The following is a 17,230-nucleotide window of genomic DNA, read 5'->3' as shown; positions in this document are numbered from 1 at the left end:
ATTAATGCAAATATAACCAAACATACTAACTAGTATGTTCCATTTGAAATTATTGGCTAAGATTTTTTAAATATAATTTAAGTTCCTCCAAATAAAGGTGGTAGCAATCCGTACTATTAGAAACTTTTCCAAAATTTCTTATACCCCAATAACCAGATATTACAAATAAAGCAACCTGTTTTGGGTTTGCAGAATTGATTATGTTACCTTTTTCTATCCCTCTTTTAATACTGTTTTCTACAGTAATTTGCCATTCTAAAACTAATACACTAAGTGCTTCGGAAAATTGAGAGTTCCAAGGAGTCATTTCTTGGGATAAGTTGCTTGCGGGACAACCATATTCAAGTTTTAGAAAAGGAGTTTCTAGTAATAGGGATTTGGTCATTAAATAAATATCCTGAACCGGATTTGAGCTGTCTTGCAAGGGAGTGATAAAAGCATCGTGCATGTTGGGTTTTACAATTTCATTGATTATTGCAACGCCCATATCATCCTTAGTTTTAAAGTGATAATAAAAGGCACCCTTTGTTACTTTTGTGGTTGCTATAATTTCATCAATGCTAGTTGCCTGATAGCCCTTTTTATATATAAGGTCAAAGGCTTTCTCTAGAATGGTATGCCGGGTATTGGATGCTTTTGTCATAAAAGATACTAATTAGTATGATGTGCAAAGTACTTAAAAAATAGTAGTAAGTGGGTGCTATATAAATTGAAAAAGAAATCTAGTAATCTTCTTACCTGTTTGAACAACCACAACTTATAAGCACAAAAAAACCGGCACTAAAAGTGCCGGTTACCATTATTAACAACCAAACTATTCTAACCAATTTTCTTATAGAGACGCAGCTACCATATTTTGCTTGTCTTTATACTGTTTTGGACTACAGTTATATTTGTTTCTGAATATTTTTGAGAAGTAGCTACGGCTAGTAAACCCAATGCTGTATACTACTTCTGAAATGTTCAAATCTGTATTTTTAATAAGTTCTTCGGCTTTTAGAATACGTACCTCTCTAATGTAATCTGTAACGGTGGTACCATGCATTAATTTAAAACCTTCTTGTAATTTGCTAGGAGATAATCCTGATTTACGACAAAGCTCTGAAATAGATAATTGTCTCTCTGGATAATTGTTTACGAAATCTGAAATCTCTCTTACTGATTCCATTTCTCTCATATTTAAACTACCTGTTTGAGTTTCTTGATTCTTAAGGTCATCTGTATGCTGTTGTACCTCTAGGGCCAAAATCATATGTACCAAACCTTCAATCAATAAACTTCTTACGATACCTTGTTGCTTGATAGCCTTAAGTTGACTGATTTGATCAGCAATTTTTAAATTATAAGACCCAATATAAATACTGTTCTCTGCAGGCTTACCGTTTAACATAAGCTCTTGCAGTCTGTAGTTTAAACCATTTTTCTTAGATGTATCTGCGTGAGCTACAGTTCTAACTACTATTAAAGATGTTTTAACACGTACATCCTTTTGGAAGTAAAGTACGTTATCAGCATTACTGGCATTTGTTAAAATACCTGTCTGAAAGTTCTCTAAAACATTCTTTTTAGTTTCATTATCAAAGCTATGTGCTATTCTACCAGCTGAGCAATATGCAAAACAAATTGGTGCGTTTTCATCAGAACCTGTTTTTAAGGTAAAGTCCTCATTAAACTCCATATCAAATTCTAAATAAGAAATACCACCTTTAAAAGTTATTCCTCTTATATGGCCTCGGCCTAATTCGTTATCAAGTGTTAAAATGTGTTCTTTTACGTTTACTGAAAGAGAACCACCAAAATTTTGGTGAAGTTGTTGGAACATATTTTTAATAGCTGCAGATGATAGTGTGATAGATTTCATAGTGTGTTTTTTAGGTTGTTAATTTCTTTTGACTGAAATTGATTATCTTTTTAATGGTTGAAGATTAGCATTATTCATTGCCATTATTAAGTTCTCTGGTGTCGCATCATTATTAGAATACTCATGAATTGGTCTTACACGACCCACTCTTGCCATTTGCTCAGAGACTTGTTCGATTAAATTTTTCATAGACACCAGGTTTATTATTTGTTCTGGTACAAAGATCGTGGGAGAGCCTACTTTTTGTGTTACACAATTATTGCTTTGTGTTATAGAATTGTCGCTTTAAGCGCAAAAAGGCGTTAAAATGTCCTAAAATCCAGGGTTTTGGATGTATTTCTTTAATCCACATACCTATATATATAGTTGTAGATTTCTTTAAAAGGAAGTAATTGTAGTTTTGGAAACTAGGCAGGCAAGTAGAAAATAAATGCGGAGCCTTTACCTAATTCACTAGTAGCGTATATAAACCCGTGGTGGTTTTCTACTATTTTTTTACAAATGGCAAGACCAATGCCTGTACCTGAATATTCTGATTTTTGGTGCAACCTTTGAAACACTTCAAATATTTTATCTGAATGTTCCGTAGAGAAACCAATACCATTATCTATAATGGTAATCTTGTAATAGTTGTTTGCCCTCTTAAAGAAGTTTTCCGGAATTTGCTTGGAATGTACTTTCTCTGCCTGGATGGTAATGGATGGCTTTACATCTGCTACCTTATATTTAAGAGCGTTAGATATAAGGTTGTTCAATAGCTGCTCTAATTGATAAGACACGCCTCCCAGTCTAGGAAGGTCTTCACTCTTAATGATAGCGCCGGTATTCTCAATAGTGGAGGAGAGGTCTTCCTTTACCTTTTCTAATACCTCATTCAAATCTATAAGTTCAAAATCTTCATGTTTTGAATCTATTCTAGAATACGTTAGCAAGTTCATAACCAAAGACTGCATACGAGAGGCGGCGTTAACCACCTTCTTAAAGTAGACACGGCCTTTGTCCGATAAATTGTCTATCTCCGTACTTTCTATTCGAGAGATGAACATCTGGGTCTTTCTAAGCGGCTCCTGCAAATCATGACTAGCTACCCTATTGAAAGATTCTAATTCTGCATTACTATGCTGTAACTCCATATTACTGGCGCGCAATTTCTCTTCTGCAGCAATGCTCAATGAAATATCTTGGGCAACTCCAGACATAATTTGTCTGTTGTCTTTATGAATAAATTGACCGTTTACCTTTAGATGTTTGATTTCTCCACTTTTGCTGATAACACGGTAGCGGTGTTCTTCTACAATAAGATCGTTCGTAGATTTTTGAATGCTATGCTCGTACGTTTTTAAATCATCAGGATGCACAAATTCTGCAAATTGCTCTAATGACGCTTCAAACCCTTTAGGTTCGTAACCCAACATTCGGTAAAAATTATCCGAGATTTCAATTTCATCGGTACCTACATACCATACAAAGCTTCCTATTTTAGCAATTCTTTCGGCATCGGTAAGAATGGAGTTTTGAATAGAAAGTTCTTGGTTAAGTTGTATTACACGATCTGAGTTTTGCTTTTCTTCGGTAACATCTACAATTACACCTACAGATGCTTTTCTACCATGACGAATAAGTGCACGCCCATTAAGCTCTATGTGTTTTACGTCTCCTTGTTTGGTGACGATTCTGTATCCAGATACTTTTGATTTTCCATGTTCAATTGTTTCTTCTCCTAAGAGATTATAGGTAGATAAATCATCTGGATGAACAAATTTGCGATAACTGTCAAAGGTTACCGTAAAAGAGTTGGGTTCATATCCCAATATGCGATAAAAGTTGTCGGAAATTGTAGCTTCTCCGTTATCTAAATACCAGATATAACTTCCTATGTTCGCTACATTTTCAGCATCTGCAAAAATTGAATTTTGAGTCTCTAGTTGTGTATTTAACTGTACAAGTTGGTTTGTTTTTTCTTTTTCCTCTGTAATTTCTCTTGTAGTAAGTGTTATACCATCTCCCAATTTAATAGCCCTGGCGCTAAACCATTTTTCATTACCGTCTATTGCAGTATAGGGAACTTCATATGAAGTTGGCTCCCCGGTTTCGACTACATTCCTTAAGTATCCAAATATTTCGGATTCAAACACGGTCGGGAAAATTTCCGAAATATTCTTGCTAGTAATTTCCTCCGGTAAATCTCCGGTAATTGGGGAAATCTTATCGTTTATGAATAGAATTTTAAAGTCTACAATTTTATCGCTTTTGTCCCTGATACTCTCAAAGTTCATGATTACATGAGGAATACTTCTAAAAATATTATTTAGAAAAGCACGGTGGTCCAGTAGTTTTAAATTCTGTTGTTCTAAACGTTGGTTGAGTAATAATTGCTCTTCTTTTGCTTTTTCTTCTGCGGTAGAGTTACGAGCGGTTACCATAATTCCTTCCGCTAAGGGTGTAAGTAGCGATTTAAACCAAAGTTTCTCTCCTTTTGCAAAAATTTCTCTGTCTAAGCTAATTTTTTTTCTTTGTTGAAAACACTCAACTAGTTTTTGAAATTCACCATTGAGCATTAAAAAAGGAAAGACCTCAGATACGGGTTTACCCATAATTTCATTAGGGTCCAGTCCCAAATAAGAGCGGTTGCATTCATTGGCAAAAATGATTTCAAAATCTATGATATCCTTTTGTTTATCATAAATAGGCTCATAATAGTTAATGATGTTATCTGTGGTGGCGAGTACACTTCTAAGAAAATTTTCTGACTGGCGAATACGCAACTTGTTTCTATATATTTTTAGAAAAGCCAGTATAAAAACTATAAGGGCAAAGAATGCCAAAAGCAGGGAAGTAAAAGGAGCCAAGTACTTATTGGCGTCATATTCTTCTCTTGTTTTTTTGATGGATAGGCGTTCCTCGGCCAGCATTTGGTTTCTTATGTTCCTAATGCGGTAAAGTGTAAAGTTAATGTCACTTTTCTTCGCTTTTTCAGACGCATTAACACTGGTAATTGACTCTTTGGGATGTTCTGCTAGGGTTTGAAGTTCATCATGCAAGGTGTCTAATAAAGCTTCCATTGGAGCTAAACGAATTTGCTGAGATGCATTTCCTTGGGTAAGGTCTTCAAGCGTATTTAGTATGGTTTCACCGTCTTTTACATAATCATCAAATACGGTGTTATTCTCATCTTTATTTTGGATTTGCGCTCTAAACTCTTCGGATTCCGCTAGAGTAGAGTGGGTAGAGAGTTCACTAATGGCATTGTTTACTTGTAAAGTATGCGCTACTTTTTCCGCTAGATTTTGCATTCGCATAATCTGATAGTATGCCATGCTGGCCGTAAACAGAATAATTACAAAGGCAACGAACAATAAAGCTATGTAGGTCTTGGAAGAAGAATATATTCGTTTGAAGTCCATAAGCTCTATATGCGAAATAGAAAGGTATCCTTATTAAGATTAGAAGTGTGGTACTGCCAATTTAGCTGTAGTACCCGTTCTACAGAAGCTTGCAATTTAACAAAGTTATTGGGCTTATTCAGATAAATATTTGCCCCATTTAGAAAAGTCTCCTCCACATCTTTTTCTGATGACGAGGTAGAATATATGGCAATACAAAGGTCTTTTAGGTCTGGATTCTCCCGTATTTCCTTTAAACATTGTAAACCATTTTTTATGGGCATGTTTAAATCTAGAAAAATAAGATTGGGTAAGACAATATTGGGTAAGGTTAGATAATCCATCAACTCCTGCCCATGCTTAAAAAGCGATAATTTGGTTCTTATACCAATTTCATCAATAGCCTCACTAAAAAGCATTCTGTCATCTTCATCATCATCTGCCAAAGCAATGTTTAATAGTTGGGTATCCATAAGTATGTATTACGTTTTGGGGTTAACGGTGTGTTTAATTTTCTTGCTCATAATGCGCTGAAAACTGCTTGGAGTAAGCCCCGTGGTTTTCTTAAATTGCCCGGACAAATGTGCAACACTACTATAATTAAGCCTAAAAGCAATTTCTGTAAGCGTAAGGTCCGTATTGCAAATCAGCTCTTTTGCCAAATCTACTTTACGTAAAATAATATAATTTTCAATAGAAGTGTATGTACTCTCCGAAAAAACAGAAGAAAGGTGCGCATATGAATAATGCAAGGTGTCTGACAAATATGTCGAAACCTTTATTGACTTTAAATCCTTGTCTTTTAGAAGTTCATCAATAGCATTTTTGATGCGTTCTACTAAAGTGATTTTTTGACCGTCAAGAATTTCAATTCCATATCTCTTTAGAGAAGTAGCAAGAGAATTCCGTTGCTCTTCAGATAGACCGCCTTTAATCTTTACTTCGCCTAAACTCCCTAGAGAATAGCTTACATCAAAAGCATCAAGATGTTCCCTTAACAGGGTCTTGCAGGCTAGGTCAAAATCATATTTTACAAAAAAAGTCATGTTTAAGATTACAGTATAAGTGAACTATTTTTCGGTATACGAAAGATATGCACTTTATTTTAAAAAATTGCGGTATAAAATCCACTTGCGAATTATTGGCCAAACATAATACGATTTTTTGTTCAGGTTTAGTTCTTTTTGATTAAACAAAATAAAATCAAAGACATAAAACCTGAGTTTTTAAGTAGAAAAATTGGTTGTTTATGTTGATTCAAATAGCGATAGGCCCTAGTTGGTGTAAAAAAAGATTGGGCGATTCCCGAAGGAAACGCCCAATCTTACAATCAACCAAACTTTAATCTTAATTGTCATCTACGGCATCTTCAATACCGTCCTCAACGTCTTCGGCGCCTTCTTCTATGGCATCTCCGGTATCGTCAATTGCGTCTTCTATTTTGTCTCCAGTAGACTTTGCTTCATCTCTACAACTTGTTAGTGTAGATACAGATACGGTCATTAAGACAAATAACATTAAATATAGTGTGCGTTTCATATGTTTAGGGTTTTTGAGTTAATAGATTTATACGGTCTTCTTTCCGGTGAATAATGAAATCACGAAAAGGATTAGAAAAATAAAGAATAATACTTGGGCGATACTTGCAGCACCAGCTGCTATTCCACCAAATCCAAATATTGCGGCTATAATCGCCAATATTACAAAAGTGACTGTCCAACGTAACATAGTATGTAGTTTTTAGATTAGTAATTTCTAGTGTCGTACTTATCCGACTTCTATGATACAAAGATGCAGTATGTTCAGGGTTTAGATTATCGCAATAAATTTATATTTTACCTTTAAACAGCAGGGATGAGGGGTAGAATGAATTTGTAAAATACTATACTAATTTATTAGTTAGCGAGATTTATACTGTTACTATACAGAAGATCATGTAATGTGGTAGGAAGAAAATCTTCTCGGTCTAAACCAGATAAATTTTCAGAAGCATCCGTTGGCACATTTTCAAAGAAATCCTCAGAAACCGGTTCTGCAATCAAGTTATGGGTAGCTCCCGCAGTATCTATATCACGGACTGAAATTTTATGGTCTAACCAATCTTTTTGTTGATAACCGGGCACCATAATAGGCATTTGGTCACCTATATTATGGACTTCTGTAATGGTTCTGTTTGCCTTGTCTGTAATTAGGGAACTTGTGATAAAGCCATCTTCTAACTCATTGTAAATACCAGCAAGACTAAATGGCTCGCCAGATTTTTGAGTCATATGAAAGAAGAGTAGCTCTCCTTCTGAGATAAATGTGGTGAAAAAACCGGTTACAAGTAGTAGGCACCGATCAGTATCGTCTGTATGGGCGTACCATGGTTTTGTTTGTAAAGAGGCTAACGGTATGGTTAACGTATTTACGTGTTTTTGAAAATTTGCCCAATCTCCCTGAAATTTCTTAGGTAGAATTCCCCAGATAGATGTAGATATGGTATTTTGTTGTTTTGAAGTTATAATAGGAACGGTACTTTCTTCAAGTCCGTTTATGATATTTCTGGGTCTATAGATGTCAGGAAATTGAAAAAGAGCGCCATACGTTTCTTCAATCTGCTGTCTATCTGCCTTGATGGATAATTTATTGAACATAGGTATATTTCTATAGTTAGTGAAATGTAAAAAAAAGGGATGCATTCGCATCCCTTTTAATTTTTCTCCGTTACTCTTATAGTACGTCTTCCAATCTATTGATGCTACTGAGGTCGCTACTAATCTTATTCATTTGCTGGGTTAGCAAAGTAGCGGTTGTAGTTGGTAGAGAAATTTCATTCAATACCTCTTTATATTCATCTACGGCGGCTTTTTCTCCTGTAATGGATTCTTCTAGCATGGCTTCGTCATTATCTCCGCTAAACCAAGCTTTAACATCCATCCATCCGCGGTGCATTGCTCCAGTGGCACTTCCACCTTTGTCAAATTCTTGTCCGTACCGGGCAATTTCAGTTTTTAAATCATGTCCAAACGTATAACGCTCATCTGCCTTGCGCGTAAAAAATGTTTTCAAATCTGTGCTTTGGGCGTGTTCCGCTGCCTTTTTAAAGCCTTTTTCCGCGTCGTATGTTTTTTCTAATATGTTATTCAATTTTGTGTGTACTTCTTCACTATATGTACTCATTGTAATTTAATTTTAAATGAGCGGCAACTTGCTTTTTGGGGGATGCGTGCCGCATGGCATCTTACTTACTGATAGTAAATTTACGAGGAAGTCTTTGTTGGTCTTTATCTGAAAAAATGAATTATTGATGCAATCCGTAAAGGGCAGATATATAGCGTGTGCATTTATTCTTTAATGCGAAAGAAAATGTAAAATAGCTCTAAAACTGGGGAGTGTACTGTTCAAAAAGTTCAAGCATAACCATTTCTGAAGTAGAGAAATGCTCGGATTTGGAATCGCTTTTGTCTGCCTTATCAAACCATTCTTTTAGAGAACCGTCTTCATAGGAAGTAACCAAGACGGGATGCACATAATACTTACGGCATACATTTCTGGTGTTTCCTAAGGCGGTTGCTGCAGCATCAAAACCTACGAGTAGATTTTTCTTGGCATCCTTTTCAGTTTCGGCAAGGCCAAGGTCTAAAAGTGTATCAAAGAACACAACTGAAGCTGCCCAAGTTCTAAAGTCCTTGGCGGTAAAAAATTCTCCGCTTATATCATGTAGATATTCGTTTACCATAGAACTGTCTACGGATTGTTTATCGCCATCTTCATCATAGTATTGAAAAAGCTCCCAACCCGGTATATCTTCACAACGGCTAATAAGGCGCATCAACTTTTTATTACGAACGGTAATGGAGTGTTTTTTGCCCTTTTTACCTACAAACTCAAACTTAAAATTGTTTTTAAAAACTTCTACATGCCTTTTACGCATGGTAGAAAGCCCGTATGATTTATTGCGCTTTGCATATTGCTCGTTGCCTATGCGTATATGGGTTTCATCCATAAGTTTTATAATGAGCGCAACAACCTTGGCTTTTGACCATTTTTTTAGTGCAAGGTCTTTTTCTACCTGTTCTCTAATAAGTGGTAGCTTTTTACCAAACAGAGCCATCTTGTAGAATTTGGTCTGCTTTCTAATTTTTACCCAAGTAGGATGATAACGGTATTGTTTTCTATTTTTTAAATCCTTACCAACAGCTTGTAGATGGCCGTTAGATAAATCTGTGATTTTTACATCTTCCCATGCCGGTGGTAAAACCAGACTGGTAATACGCTCCAGTTCTTTTTTATCCGTAACAGGTTTCTGTTTGTGTAAATAGATGAAACTCTTTCCTTTTCTGGAACGGGAAATAGGCATTTTACCATTATCTATATAAACCAAATTGAGATTTTCAATCGCCAATTCTGGTGCTCTCAATAACTGACTTAATAGTTTCTCTTTGGTCATCTGTGTAATGGGGTTGATGGTTGTAATGTACTGATGAGGTTAAAGATATCTCTATTATCATATCCGGTTTGAACTCAATCAATTTTTAGATTAACCGTTTTGGTAAAACGCCATAATAAAGTAAAAAATGAATGTATATTAGAGTAAAACGATGTAAAAACTCATGATTTTGAATGAATCTGAGTCGTTTTTGAAAATTTTAAGTAAGTCGAAAAACAAAAAAAATATGGAAAATACAATGAAAGACGAGAAGATAAGAAATGAAAAAACTGAATTTGCTAAGGAAGCTCACGATCCTAAGGAAGAGTATATCTTTCAGAAAAATGGAATCACTAAAAAAGGATTCTTTATTATCGTAGCCGCTTTAGTTATTTTAGGAATTGCACTTGTTACATCTGGTGTAGCCTTCTAATTATTCTGGTCTAGATATAGTAGAAATAAAAGACTCTTATTGCAGAACATCTATAAGTTACAGCCCTCTAGTTAGGGCTGTAACTATTTTATTTTTAGAAACAAATTGTTTTAAAATTACCTTTATAACAGTGTAGCCAGGAACGGCCACCATCATACCAACAATTCCAAATAGCAGACCCGCACATAGTATCACCAAGAATATTTCTAACGGATGCGACTTTACGCTGTTACTAAATATAATGGGTTGAGAGAAAAAATTATCTATAAGCTGGCCAATCGTTACTCCAAGAAGTACATAGCCTACTTTTGGTAGAATCATAGTACTAAAATCTAATTCTGGATTACTGGTAACCGTAAACATTACCATAATAATAGCACCTATCATTGGTCCTAAATAAGGGATAACATTAAACAGAGCACACATAAAAGCAATGAGAATGGCATTCTCCAATCCTACCAGAATTAAAGTTACGGCATACAACGAAAACAGAATGAACAGTTGAAACAGTAGCCCAACAAAGTAGCGAGACAATAGGTTTTTAATCTTTGCTATAGATCGCATAGTTTTCATTCTGTGATTATCAGGTACAGATGCTAAAATGGACCGTTGAATAATTTTGCTGTCTTTAAGAAAGAAAAACGAAATAAATAAAACGGAGAATATACCAATACCAATAATGTCCAGTACCTCCAAAATGGATTTGAAAAATGACGGGACCAAATCTTTGCTCAATCCTTTTACCGCATTTTCATCCAAAGCTGCATTTTGCACTAAATCTTCAACAACCTTTTTAGTTGTCCCAAAATACTCGGAAACTATAACGTACAGTTTATCAAATTCAGCTTGTATTACCCCAAAATCAAATAGATATAGATTTTTTCCCTGTTCGGTAAGTAGCGGTACAATCAATACAATAATACCTCCAAACAATGCGGTTAAAAGTAGCATTGTGAGAATTACGGCCATAATGTTAGGTAGCCTAAAGTGCTGTTTTAGGAAAAGAACAATTGGTCTTCCTATGAGGGCCACAACACCAGATATGACCAAATATGCCACTATGGATTGTAGTTCGTAAATTAGAAATAAGAGAAGCAGAAAGCCGCTTACTGCGGCTACTGCTTTCAAAATTCCACTGGCTATCTCATTTGATTTCATGGATGGGTATTGGGTAAATTAATTTACTTCAAATAAGCTGTTAAATTAAGTCCGAGATTTTATTTCTCTTTCTACTATTTTAAGATTGCCCTTTGATTGAATTGGTATTCATATTCAATGTATTCTTGCCAAAATCCAACGTACGGATAGGGAAAGGAATATTAATGTCTTTCTCGTCAAAGTGAGATTTAATCAACTTTACTGCTTCATGTCTGGCAGCATGTTCTTGTTTAGCACCTTTCATATCAATCCAAAAACGAACCATAAAATTAATGGAGCTATCTCCAAATTCAGTAAAATAAAATTCTACTGCTTCGTTGTTTTTCTGAGGGAAACTATCACCAATAATTTTTACGACCAAATCTTCTACGTCTTGTAGTTTACTCTCATAACCAACACCACAGCTAACAACAATCTTACTTCTGTCACTAAGCGAATAGTTTTTAAAAGACCCATCAACAAATTTGGAGTTGGGTATAATTACATAATTATTGTCTGGCTGGCGCACCACAACATTTCTTAGGCTGATTTCTGAAACAAAACCCTTTACACCATCACTTTCTATAAAGTCGTTAATATTTATTTTCGGCATAAAAGAAAGTATAAGTCCGCCAAAAGTGTTGCTTAAAGTTCCTTGTAATGCTAAGCCAATAGCCAGACCAACAACACCTGCACCTGCAAGAATACTGGTAAGAACCTTATCTAGTTCCAATACACCCAAGGCTATAAAGAACCCAACTAAAATAACAGCCAAGAAAATAAATCGTGCAATTATATCTTGAATGGACTGCTGGCTGATACGGTTAAGCAAGAACTTTTGCATTAGTTTACGAATGCCCCGCGCAATGAAATAAAACAGCACCATAATAAAGATGGCCATAACAATATTGGGAAGTTTTAGTACAATGGCATCTAGCCACCCGTCTAACTTGTCCCATAACTTACTTATTGAGTCTTCTATTGAGAATTTACTTTCCATAATATTTTTTCTTATAACATGTTGGTTAATAAAAATGTAGCCACTACTGCCAGAATGAGGCTCAAAAGGCCGCCAATTCCCAGAAAGTGACTAAATCTATAGTTTCCTAGACTATAGATTAAGGTGTTGGTCTGGTACCCAACAGGGGTGAAAAAGCTAAAATTAGCAGCAAACATTACTGCCAGAATAAAGGGTTTAAAGTCTAACTGCATGCCCTGTGCTACGGCTATAGATATGGGTGTCATTATAATTGCCGTAGCATTATTACTTATGACTGCACTTAAAATCATCGTAGAAAAAAATAGGGTTCCTATAACCACGTATCCAGGTTGGTCAAACAGGAAACCCAGTAGTTTTTCTGAAATAAATGCATCTGCACCTGTGTTGTGCATGGCAACACCTAAAGGAATCATACCTGCCAACAAAAAGAAAATTTGCCAGTTTACCTTCTTGTAAACAGTGGTTAGGTCCAGATTGTTGGTCAATAATAATATACAAACACCGGTAAGTGCGCTTACCATTATAGATAATGTTCCGGTAGCTGCTAAACCTATAACCAGTAGGAGCACACCTAAAGAGAAATAAAGTTTGTATTTAGAGTTGGAGCTTACTTTGTCAAACTCTTGGAGGAGTATAACATTCTCCATATTATTTATGGTTTCGAGCTTTTCTTTGGAGGTCTCTAAAAGCAGGCGGTCACCCACTTTCAATACCAATTTGTTCATGCTGCTGCGAACCAATCTTTCTTTTAAGTTGGTTAACGTTTTTCTTTTTTTAATGGCGACGGGCACAATATCCTGCATCATAGAACTTCTTAGGTTACCTAAGGTTTTACCAAGAAACTGGGCTCCCGGAAGCATAAGCAACTCTATAAATATTCGGGCATCAAGTTCGTTCTCTTTTTTATCTTTTTCTTTAGAGCTATTAAGCTCTAGTGGAGCAAAGTATTGTTCTTCGTTAAGGCTGAGGTTTTCAGACTCATTTATTCGGGTTAGGTTTTCTAAGTCGCACATTAATAGCAACTCATCATTGGCCTTAAAGGTGATATACTTCCCCGGGGAATTATGAACTCTATTGTTTCTCGTTAGCTTTAAAAGCGAAACATCTGGATTCTCAAAAAGAAAACTTTCTTTAATAGTTTTACCTACCAATTGAGAATCTGCATTTATATGAACATGGGTTACATAGCTGTTTAGATTATAATCCTCATCCAAGTTTTTACCTTTTCCCCAAGGCAACCAGTGTAACGTTAGAGTAAGGTAAACGATTGATATTCCAAGAAATATTAGCCCGAGCATGGAGAATTCAAAGAAGCCCAATTTTTCGGCACCTAAATCTGTTGCTACGGAGTTTACTATTAAGTTGGTTGAGGTACCCATTAGTGTACAAGAACCTCCTAGAATACCGGCAAAGGAGATGGGCAGTAATAATTTACTTTGAGATACATTGTATTTCTCCGAAAGCTGGTTCACTATTTTGATGAAAACAATGACCACGGCAGTGGTACTAATAAAAGCGGAGATGCCTGCGGTAACAAACATGAATATGGGTGCCATAACATACAGGGGTAAACCCTTTACCCGCCCCATACCTGATGCAAGCCAATTGATAACACCATTTTCTTCTAAGGCAATGGCAAGAATCATTAAGGCAAGAACAGCAATTGTAGCGCTGTTAGAAAAGCCACTAATAGCTTCTTCAGGTTCAACTAAGCCTAATAAAGTAAGGGAAACAATAATTAAGAAGGCAATTTTATCTACTGGAAAAACCTCGAATACAAATAGTAATACGGTTACCAGTAGAACACAAAACATTAAAGTTATTTCCCAGGTCATTTTATATATTCGGTAGTACGCCAGAATTGTGTACTACCATAATTTGTTATGCTTTTAATTTCTTTCTTTTTTTCTTGCCTTTACTTGTCTCGTTTTTCTGCAATAGCTTATATCCCAAATAAGCGAATTGCATTCCTACGAGGGCCAGTTTTAATTTTCTGCTATTTGCCAAAGCCGAAGCGATGCCAATTAATGATGTCGGTTTCATATCTATTTTTTTTGGGTTACAAATTGATAAGATGGCGGCTAGTGAGCCGACATCTTATCCTTTACTTTTCTCAATTGATCTTGTAAATCACGAACGGTTTTACTCATGGCCGCTTCAAAAGTTTCGGCATTAGATGAGGCAAAAATTCGTGGTCCGGGCATACTCAAACGAATGTCACAAAACATTTCTTGATCATCGCTTCGGTTTTCCTTTTTAAAGAATACATCTGCACGATGTACAAAATCATATTTGTGCTCTAATTTTTCTAGTTTTTCCTTAACAAGTCCTTCTAAACGGCCGCTGGCAGATACATCGTGATATTCGTAAATGATTTGCATATTATATATTTTTGATTAAATTTTTAAGTGGATGAGCTTTTGCACATCCTTTTTAATATGATATTTATTCTAATCTAAATCTCTATTTTATATGAGATTGATAAGCATACTACTAATACATTCTTATGGAATCTACCAATTGTTTTAACTCATCATGCGGTAAGGACTTACCGTAAATGGCCTGGTCTGGGTCCATTATTTTGGTGTCGGTAAGATTGCCCACATAGAGCGTATCAAAACCCATATCTTCAATTAGTTTTTTTGTCACGTATCTGCTCTCGATATCTTGGGCAGCATAGGGTATGGTTAGCTTATCGGTGCTTTTAAAAGCTTTGTCACGCAAATCGTCGGCTTTAATAGAATTGAATGCTTTTGCAGTTTTAGCTGAACTGAATTTCATGGCAGTATATTCTGATGCTGTATAATTGGCATCTCGCACCTTCTGAGCCATTTCACCATCTCTTTCCGGATACGGATTTGTGGCATCTATGATAAGCTTATTGCTATATTGTGAGGCGTAAGTTTTAGCCATCTCATCAACTGCTTTAAAAGGCATTGCTAACAAGTAAACATCTGCATTGGCCTCAAAAGCTTCTTTGATGCCCATTGCCTGTGCGTTGTTTCCAGCTTCGCTTGCTAAGTCTTTTAATTCTTCTGGATGACGTGAGCTAAAAAGTACTTCGTGCCCTGCTTTTGCCCAATGCTTTCCTAAATTTCCTCCTATGTTTCCACTTCCTATAATTCCTATTTTCATAACTGTTTGTTTTATGTTACATCCGCAGTTGCGGATAATCTGATTTTAATTCCTTTATCTATGCGTCCCAATCGCCGTTAAAGGCAAAAGACGACAAAGGCATTCGTTTCCTGTCTGCAGTTTCCTGTTCTTTTAGGTCATCTGGTAATTTGTTAGAATCACCACCGTAGTAGCCCACAGCAATTGCTGAGGATATGTGGTATTCCTTGGGAACGTTAAATTCTTTTTCGGCTTTTTTCCAATCAAGACCTGCCATGTGGTGGAGGCCAATACCTAGATATTGTGCCTGAACCGCCATGTTGCCTAAGGACAACCCTAAATCATGAGGAGCGTGAAAATTCTCATCACCATTATCTAAATGTGTCTTATAGATAGCCAGTACCAATAATGGCGCATTCCCTGCCCAACTCTTGTTGAAATCGCTCAGGCAATCATAGATTTTTTTATAAGCATCAGTTCCTCTCTCAGCATAAATAAATCGCCATGGTTGCAGGTTATTAGAGCTTGGAGCCCATCGCGCAGCTTCAAAAAGTTGGTGAGTATGCGTTTTAGTAATCAAATTTTCTCTGAATACTCTAGGGCTATACCGCTGCTTTAATAGTGCGAATATTTCGTATTCGGTATCTGCTATATTTTCTAATCTTGTATTTTCTCCATCGTTCATCTCTCAGTATATTTTACTGCTATATTACATATATAGATGAAAGGAACTTGTCTCAAAAGATGGCATTATTAGTGCTAAAGCGATTGAGATATAGTACGGAGTGATACCGTTAATTTTCTTGGTGAAATCAGATGAATTTGGTCAGGTAGGATGAAGTTACACAGTTGTGTTATCACTACTTTCTTTACCGTATTCTTCTTTATAAATCTGTACGATAATAAGAAATAGACTAACGAATAATGGGCCGAATATTAAACCGATAAATCCAAAAAGGGGTATCCCAATTAAAACACCGATCATAGTTATTAAAGGATGTACATCATCCAATTTTTTCAGCACATATAGCCTGATAATATTATCAGTGGAGCCCACTACCACTATCCCGTATATTAAAATACCCCAAGCTTGAAAATAATCGCCAGTGGATAAGGCCAGAACAAACACAGGTAATGTACCCAACATATTTCCAACAAATGGAACCATAGATCCAATAGCTACGATTACTGCCCAAAAAAATGGGTTTTCAATGCCAAAAATCAGAAATCCTATAAGTGCGACTACACCTTGGGCAATAGCTACTAATGGAATTCCCAGTGCATTTGCACGTACCATTCGTCTTATTTTAGTACCAATAGTTTTTAGGTTTTCTGTGCTTATGGGAATATATTCATAAAGAGACTCACGCATTTCTTTACGGTTCGTCAACATAAAATAAAGAAAGAAATACATGATTCCTATGGCAATGACTGACGTAAACGTACTTCCTGCAAAACCTTGTAAGCTCTTGGATAACCAACCAGAAACTTCCGAAGCATCTATTTGAGAAGAGAGGTCATAGCCTGTATAGTTCTCTATGCTCTGAAGCTGTGTTTTTAAGGCTTTGGTAACCTTTTCGGAATTCTTGACCGCTTCGCTCACCTTGTTTCCCAACATAAGAACCGCTCCAGAAACCGGTATAAGAATAATCAATACAGAAGCAAACATTAAGAAACTAGCGGCTAGGGTAGGTTTCCAGCCCTTTTTGACCAATTTGGCCATGGGTTTCTTCAGTAAAACATACAAAGTAATAGCACCCAAAACCCCAGAGAAATAAGGTGCCATTTCTTGAAATATGAGCCCGCCAATAAGTACTATTAACAATAGCACAAAAAGCTGGCGTATTACTTTGGGGTTTATAGTTTTCATTAGCTGTATGTATTAGATGAG

General features: G+C 36.0%; 20 protein-coding genes. 1 reads left to right on the top strand and 19 read right to left on the bottom strand.

Annotated elements, in window-relative coordinates:
• Positions 1-49: 49 nt before the first annotated feature.
• The 11 genes from HW347_RS00555 to HW347_RS00505 form a co-directional block, all read right to left on the bottom strand.
• Complete coding sequence (locus tag HW347_RS00555; RefSeq protein WP_214610024.1) at positions 50-643, bottom strand: TetR/AcrR family transcriptional regulator; 594 nt, start codon at positions 641-643, stop codon at positions 50-52.
• Positions 644-832: 189 nt separating this feature from the next.
• Positions 833-1,861, bottom strand: a complete 1,029-nt coding sequence (locus tag HW347_RS00550) for a helix-turn-helix domain-containing protein (protein ID WP_214610023.1) — start codon at positions 1,859-1,861, stop codon at positions 833-835.
• A 42-nt stretch (positions 1,862-1,903) separates the two neighbouring features.
• On the bottom strand, positions 1,904-2,050 hold the full coding sequence (locus tag HW347_RS00545) for a hypothetical protein (protein WP_214610022.1): 147 nt from the start codon (positions 2,048-2,050) through the stop codon (positions 1,904-1,906).
• Positions 2,051-2,268: 218 nt separating this feature from the next.
• Positions 2,269-5,265, bottom strand: a complete 2,997-nt coding sequence (locus HW347_RS00540) for a PAS domain-containing protein (RefSeq protein WP_214610021.1) — start codon at positions 5,263-5,265, stop codon at positions 2,269-2,271.
• 5 nt (positions 5,266-5,270) lie between these two features.
• Positions 5,271-5,717: a response regulator gene (locus HW347_RS00535; protein ID WP_214610020.1), complete on the bottom strand. Its 447-nt coding sequence runs from the start codon at positions 5,715-5,717 to the stop codon at positions 5,271-5,273.
• Between the two features lie 9 nt (positions 5,718-5,726).
• Positions 5,727-6,290, bottom strand: a complete 564-nt coding sequence (locus HW347_RS00530; RefSeq protein ID WP_214610019.1) for a helix-turn-helix domain-containing protein — start codon at positions 6,288-6,290, stop codon at positions 5,727-5,729.
• Positions 6,291-6,591: 301 nt separating this feature from the next.
• The gene (locus HW347_RS00525) at positions 6,592-6,783 is read right to left on the bottom strand and encodes a hypothetical protein (protein ID WP_214610018.1); all 192 of its coding nucleotides are present in this window, start codon (positions 6,781-6,783) and stop codon (positions 6,592-6,594) included.
• A gap of 27 nt (positions 6,784-6,810) precedes the next feature.
• Positions 6,811-6,972, bottom strand: coding sequence for a DUF1328 family protein (locus HW347_RS00520; protein ID WP_214610017.1), 162 nt, complete (start codon positions 6,970-6,972; stop codon positions 6,811-6,813).
• Between the two features lie 167 nt (positions 6,973-7,139).
• Complete coding sequence (locus tag HW347_RS00515) at positions 7,140-7,880, bottom strand: SOS response-associated peptidase family protein (protein ID WP_214610016.1); 741 nt, start codon at positions 7,878-7,880, stop codon at positions 7,140-7,142.
• Positions 7,881-7,956: 76 nt separating this feature from the next.
• The gene (locus tag HW347_RS00510) at positions 7,957-8,406 is read right to left on the bottom strand and encodes a ferritin-like domain-containing protein (protein WP_214610015.1); all 450 of its coding nucleotides are present in this window, start codon (positions 8,404-8,406) and stop codon (positions 7,957-7,959) included.
• Positions 8,407-8,605: 199 nt separating this feature from the next.
• Complete coding sequence (locus tag HW347_RS00505; protein WP_214610014.1) at positions 8,606-9,676, bottom strand: DNA topoisomerase IB; 1,071 nt, start codon at positions 9,674-9,676, stop codon at positions 8,606-8,608.
• 238 nt (positions 9,677-9,914) lie between these two features.
• Here HW347_RS00505 and HW347_RS00500 point away from each other — a divergent pair, with 238 nt between their 5' ends.
• Positions 9,915-10,088, top strand: a complete 174-nt coding sequence (locus HW347_RS00500) for a hypothetical protein (RefSeq protein WP_214610013.1) — start codon at positions 9,915-9,917, stop codon at positions 10,086-10,088.
• A 57-nt stretch (positions 10,089-10,145) separates the two neighbouring features.
• Here HW347_RS00500 and HW347_RS00495 read toward each other — a convergent pair whose 3' ends face one another.
• The 8 genes from HW347_RS00495 to HW347_RS00460 form a co-directional block, all read right to left on the bottom strand.
• On the bottom strand, positions 10,146-11,246 hold the full coding sequence (locus HW347_RS00495; RefSeq protein WP_214610012.1) for an AI-2E family transporter: 1,101 nt from the start codon (positions 11,244-11,246) through the stop codon (positions 10,146-10,148).
• A 79-nt stretch (positions 11,247-11,325) separates the two neighbouring features.
• On the bottom strand, positions 11,326-12,225 hold the full coding sequence (locus HW347_RS00490) for a mechanosensitive ion channel family protein (protein ID WP_214610011.1): 900 nt from the start codon (positions 12,223-12,225) through the stop codon (positions 11,326-11,328).
• A gap of 11 nt (positions 12,226-12,236) precedes the next feature.
• A complete protein-coding gene (locus HW347_RS00485) occupies positions 12,237-14,060 on the bottom strand; it encodes an SLC13 family permease (RefSeq protein ID WP_214610010.1) in 1,824 nt (607 codons plus the stop codon).
• A 46-nt stretch (positions 14,061-14,106) separates the two neighbouring features.
• Positions 14,107-14,268 carry a hypothetical protein gene (locus HW347_RS00480; protein ID WP_214610009.1) on the bottom strand — a complete coding sequence of 54 codons (162 nt, stop codon included), beginning with the start codon at positions 14,266-14,268 and terminating at the stop codon, positions 14,107-14,109.
• 38 nt (positions 14,269-14,306) lie between these two features.
• On the bottom strand, positions 14,307-14,606 hold the full coding sequence (hpf, locus tag HW347_RS00475; protein WP_214610008.1) for a ribosome hibernation-promoting factor, HPF/YfiA family: 300 nt from the start codon (positions 14,604-14,606) through the stop codon (positions 14,307-14,309).
• 112 nt (positions 14,607-14,718) lie between these two features.
• A complete protein-coding gene (locus HW347_RS00470; RefSeq protein ID WP_394370269.1) occupies positions 14,719-15,375 on the bottom strand; it encodes an NADPH-dependent F420 reductase in 657 nt (218 codons plus the stop codon).
• A 43-nt stretch (positions 15,376-15,418) separates the two neighbouring features.
• Complete coding sequence (locus tag HW347_RS00465; protein WP_214610006.1) at positions 15,419-16,024, bottom strand: nitroreductase family protein; 606 nt, start codon at positions 16,022-16,024, stop codon at positions 15,419-15,421.
• A gap of 156 nt (positions 16,025-16,180) precedes the next feature.
• Complete coding sequence (locus tag HW347_RS00460; RefSeq protein WP_214610005.1) at positions 16,181-17,209, bottom strand: AI-2E family transporter; 1,029 nt, start codon at positions 17,207-17,209, stop codon at positions 16,181-16,183.
• Positions 17,210-17,230: the final 21 nt, after the last annotated feature.

The organism is Zobellia barbeyronii (assembly GCF_018603515.1).
GTDB lineage: Bacteria > Bacteroidota > Bacteroidia > Flavobacteriales > Flavobacteriaceae > Zobellia > Zobellia barbeyronii.
Note: the sequence above shows the minus strand (reverse complement) of the source record. Positions and strands in the feature narration are given on the sequence as shown.

Bases quoted from the DNA above. Each gene is read 5' to 3' on its own strand.
- HW347_RS00555 (WP_214610024.1), bottom strand. From the start codon at position 643: ATGACAAAAGCATCCAATACCCGGCATACCATTCTAGAGAAAGCCTTT.
- HW347_RS00550 (WP_214610023.1), bottom strand. From the start codon at position 1,861: ATGAAATCTATCACACTATCATCTGCAGCTATTAAAAATATGTTCCAA.
- HW347_RS00545 (WP_214610022.1), bottom strand. From the start codon at position 2,050: ATGAAAAATTTAATCGAACAAGTCTCTGAGCAAATGGCAAGAGTGGGT.
- HW347_RS00540 (WP_214610021.1), bottom strand. From the start codon at position 5,265: ATGGACTTCAAACGAATATATTCTTCTTCCAAGACCTACATAGCTTTA.
- HW347_RS00535 (WP_214610020.1), bottom strand. From the start codon at position 5,717: ATGGATACCCAACTATTAAACATTGCTTTGGCAGATGATGATGAAGAT.
- HW347_RS00530 (WP_214610019.1), bottom strand. From the start codon at position 6,290: ATGACTTTTTTTGTAAAATATGATTTTGACCTAGCCTGCAAGACCCTG.
- HW347_RS00525 (WP_214610018.1), bottom strand. From the start codon at position 6,783: ATGAAACGCACACTATATTTAATGTTATTTGTCTTAATGACCGTATCT.
- HW347_RS00520 (WP_214610017.1), bottom strand. From the start codon at position 6,972: ATGTTACGTTGGACAGTCACTTTTGTAATATTGGCGATTATAGCCGCA.
- HW347_RS00515 (WP_214610016.1), bottom strand. From the start codon at position 7,880: ATGTTCAATAAATTATCCATCAAGGCAGATAGACAGCAGATTGAAGAA.
- HW347_RS00510 (WP_214610015.1), bottom strand. From the start codon at position 8,406: ATGAGTACATATAGTGAAGAAGTACACACAAAATTGAATAACATATTA.
- HW347_RS00505 (WP_214610014.1), bottom strand. From the start codon at position 9,676: ATGACCAAAGAGAAACTATTAAGTCAGTTATTGAGAGCACCAGAATTG.
- HW347_RS00500 (WP_214610013.1), top strand. From the start codon at position 9,915: ATGAAAGACGAGAAGATAAGAAATGAAAAAACTGAATTTGCTAAGGAA.
- HW347_RS00495 (WP_214610012.1), bottom strand. From the start codon at position 11,246: ATGAAATCAAATGAGATAGCCAGTGGAATTTTGAAAGCAGTAGCCGCA.
- HW347_RS00490 (WP_214610011.1), bottom strand. From the start codon at position 12,225: ATGGAAAGTAAATTCTCAATAGAAGACTCAATAAGTAAGTTATGGGAC.
- HW347_RS00485 (WP_214610010.1), bottom strand. From the start codon at position 14,060: ATGACCTGGGAAATAACTTTAATGTTTTGTGTTCTACTGGTAACCGTA.
- HW347_RS00480 (WP_214610009.1), bottom strand. From the start codon at position 14,268: ATGAAACCGACATCATTAATTGGCATCGCTTCGGCTTTGGCAAATAGC.
- hpf (WP_214610008.1), bottom strand. From the start codon at position 14,606: ATGCAAATCATTTACGAATATCACGATGTATCTGCCAGCGGCCGTTTA.
- HW347_RS00465 (WP_214610006.1), bottom strand. From the start codon at position 16,024: ATGAACGATGGAGAAAATACAAGATTAGAAAATATAGCAGATACCGAA.
- HW347_RS00460 (WP_214610005.1), bottom strand. From the start codon at position 17,209: ATGAAAACTATAAACCCCAAAGTAATACGCCAGCTTTTTGTGCTATTG.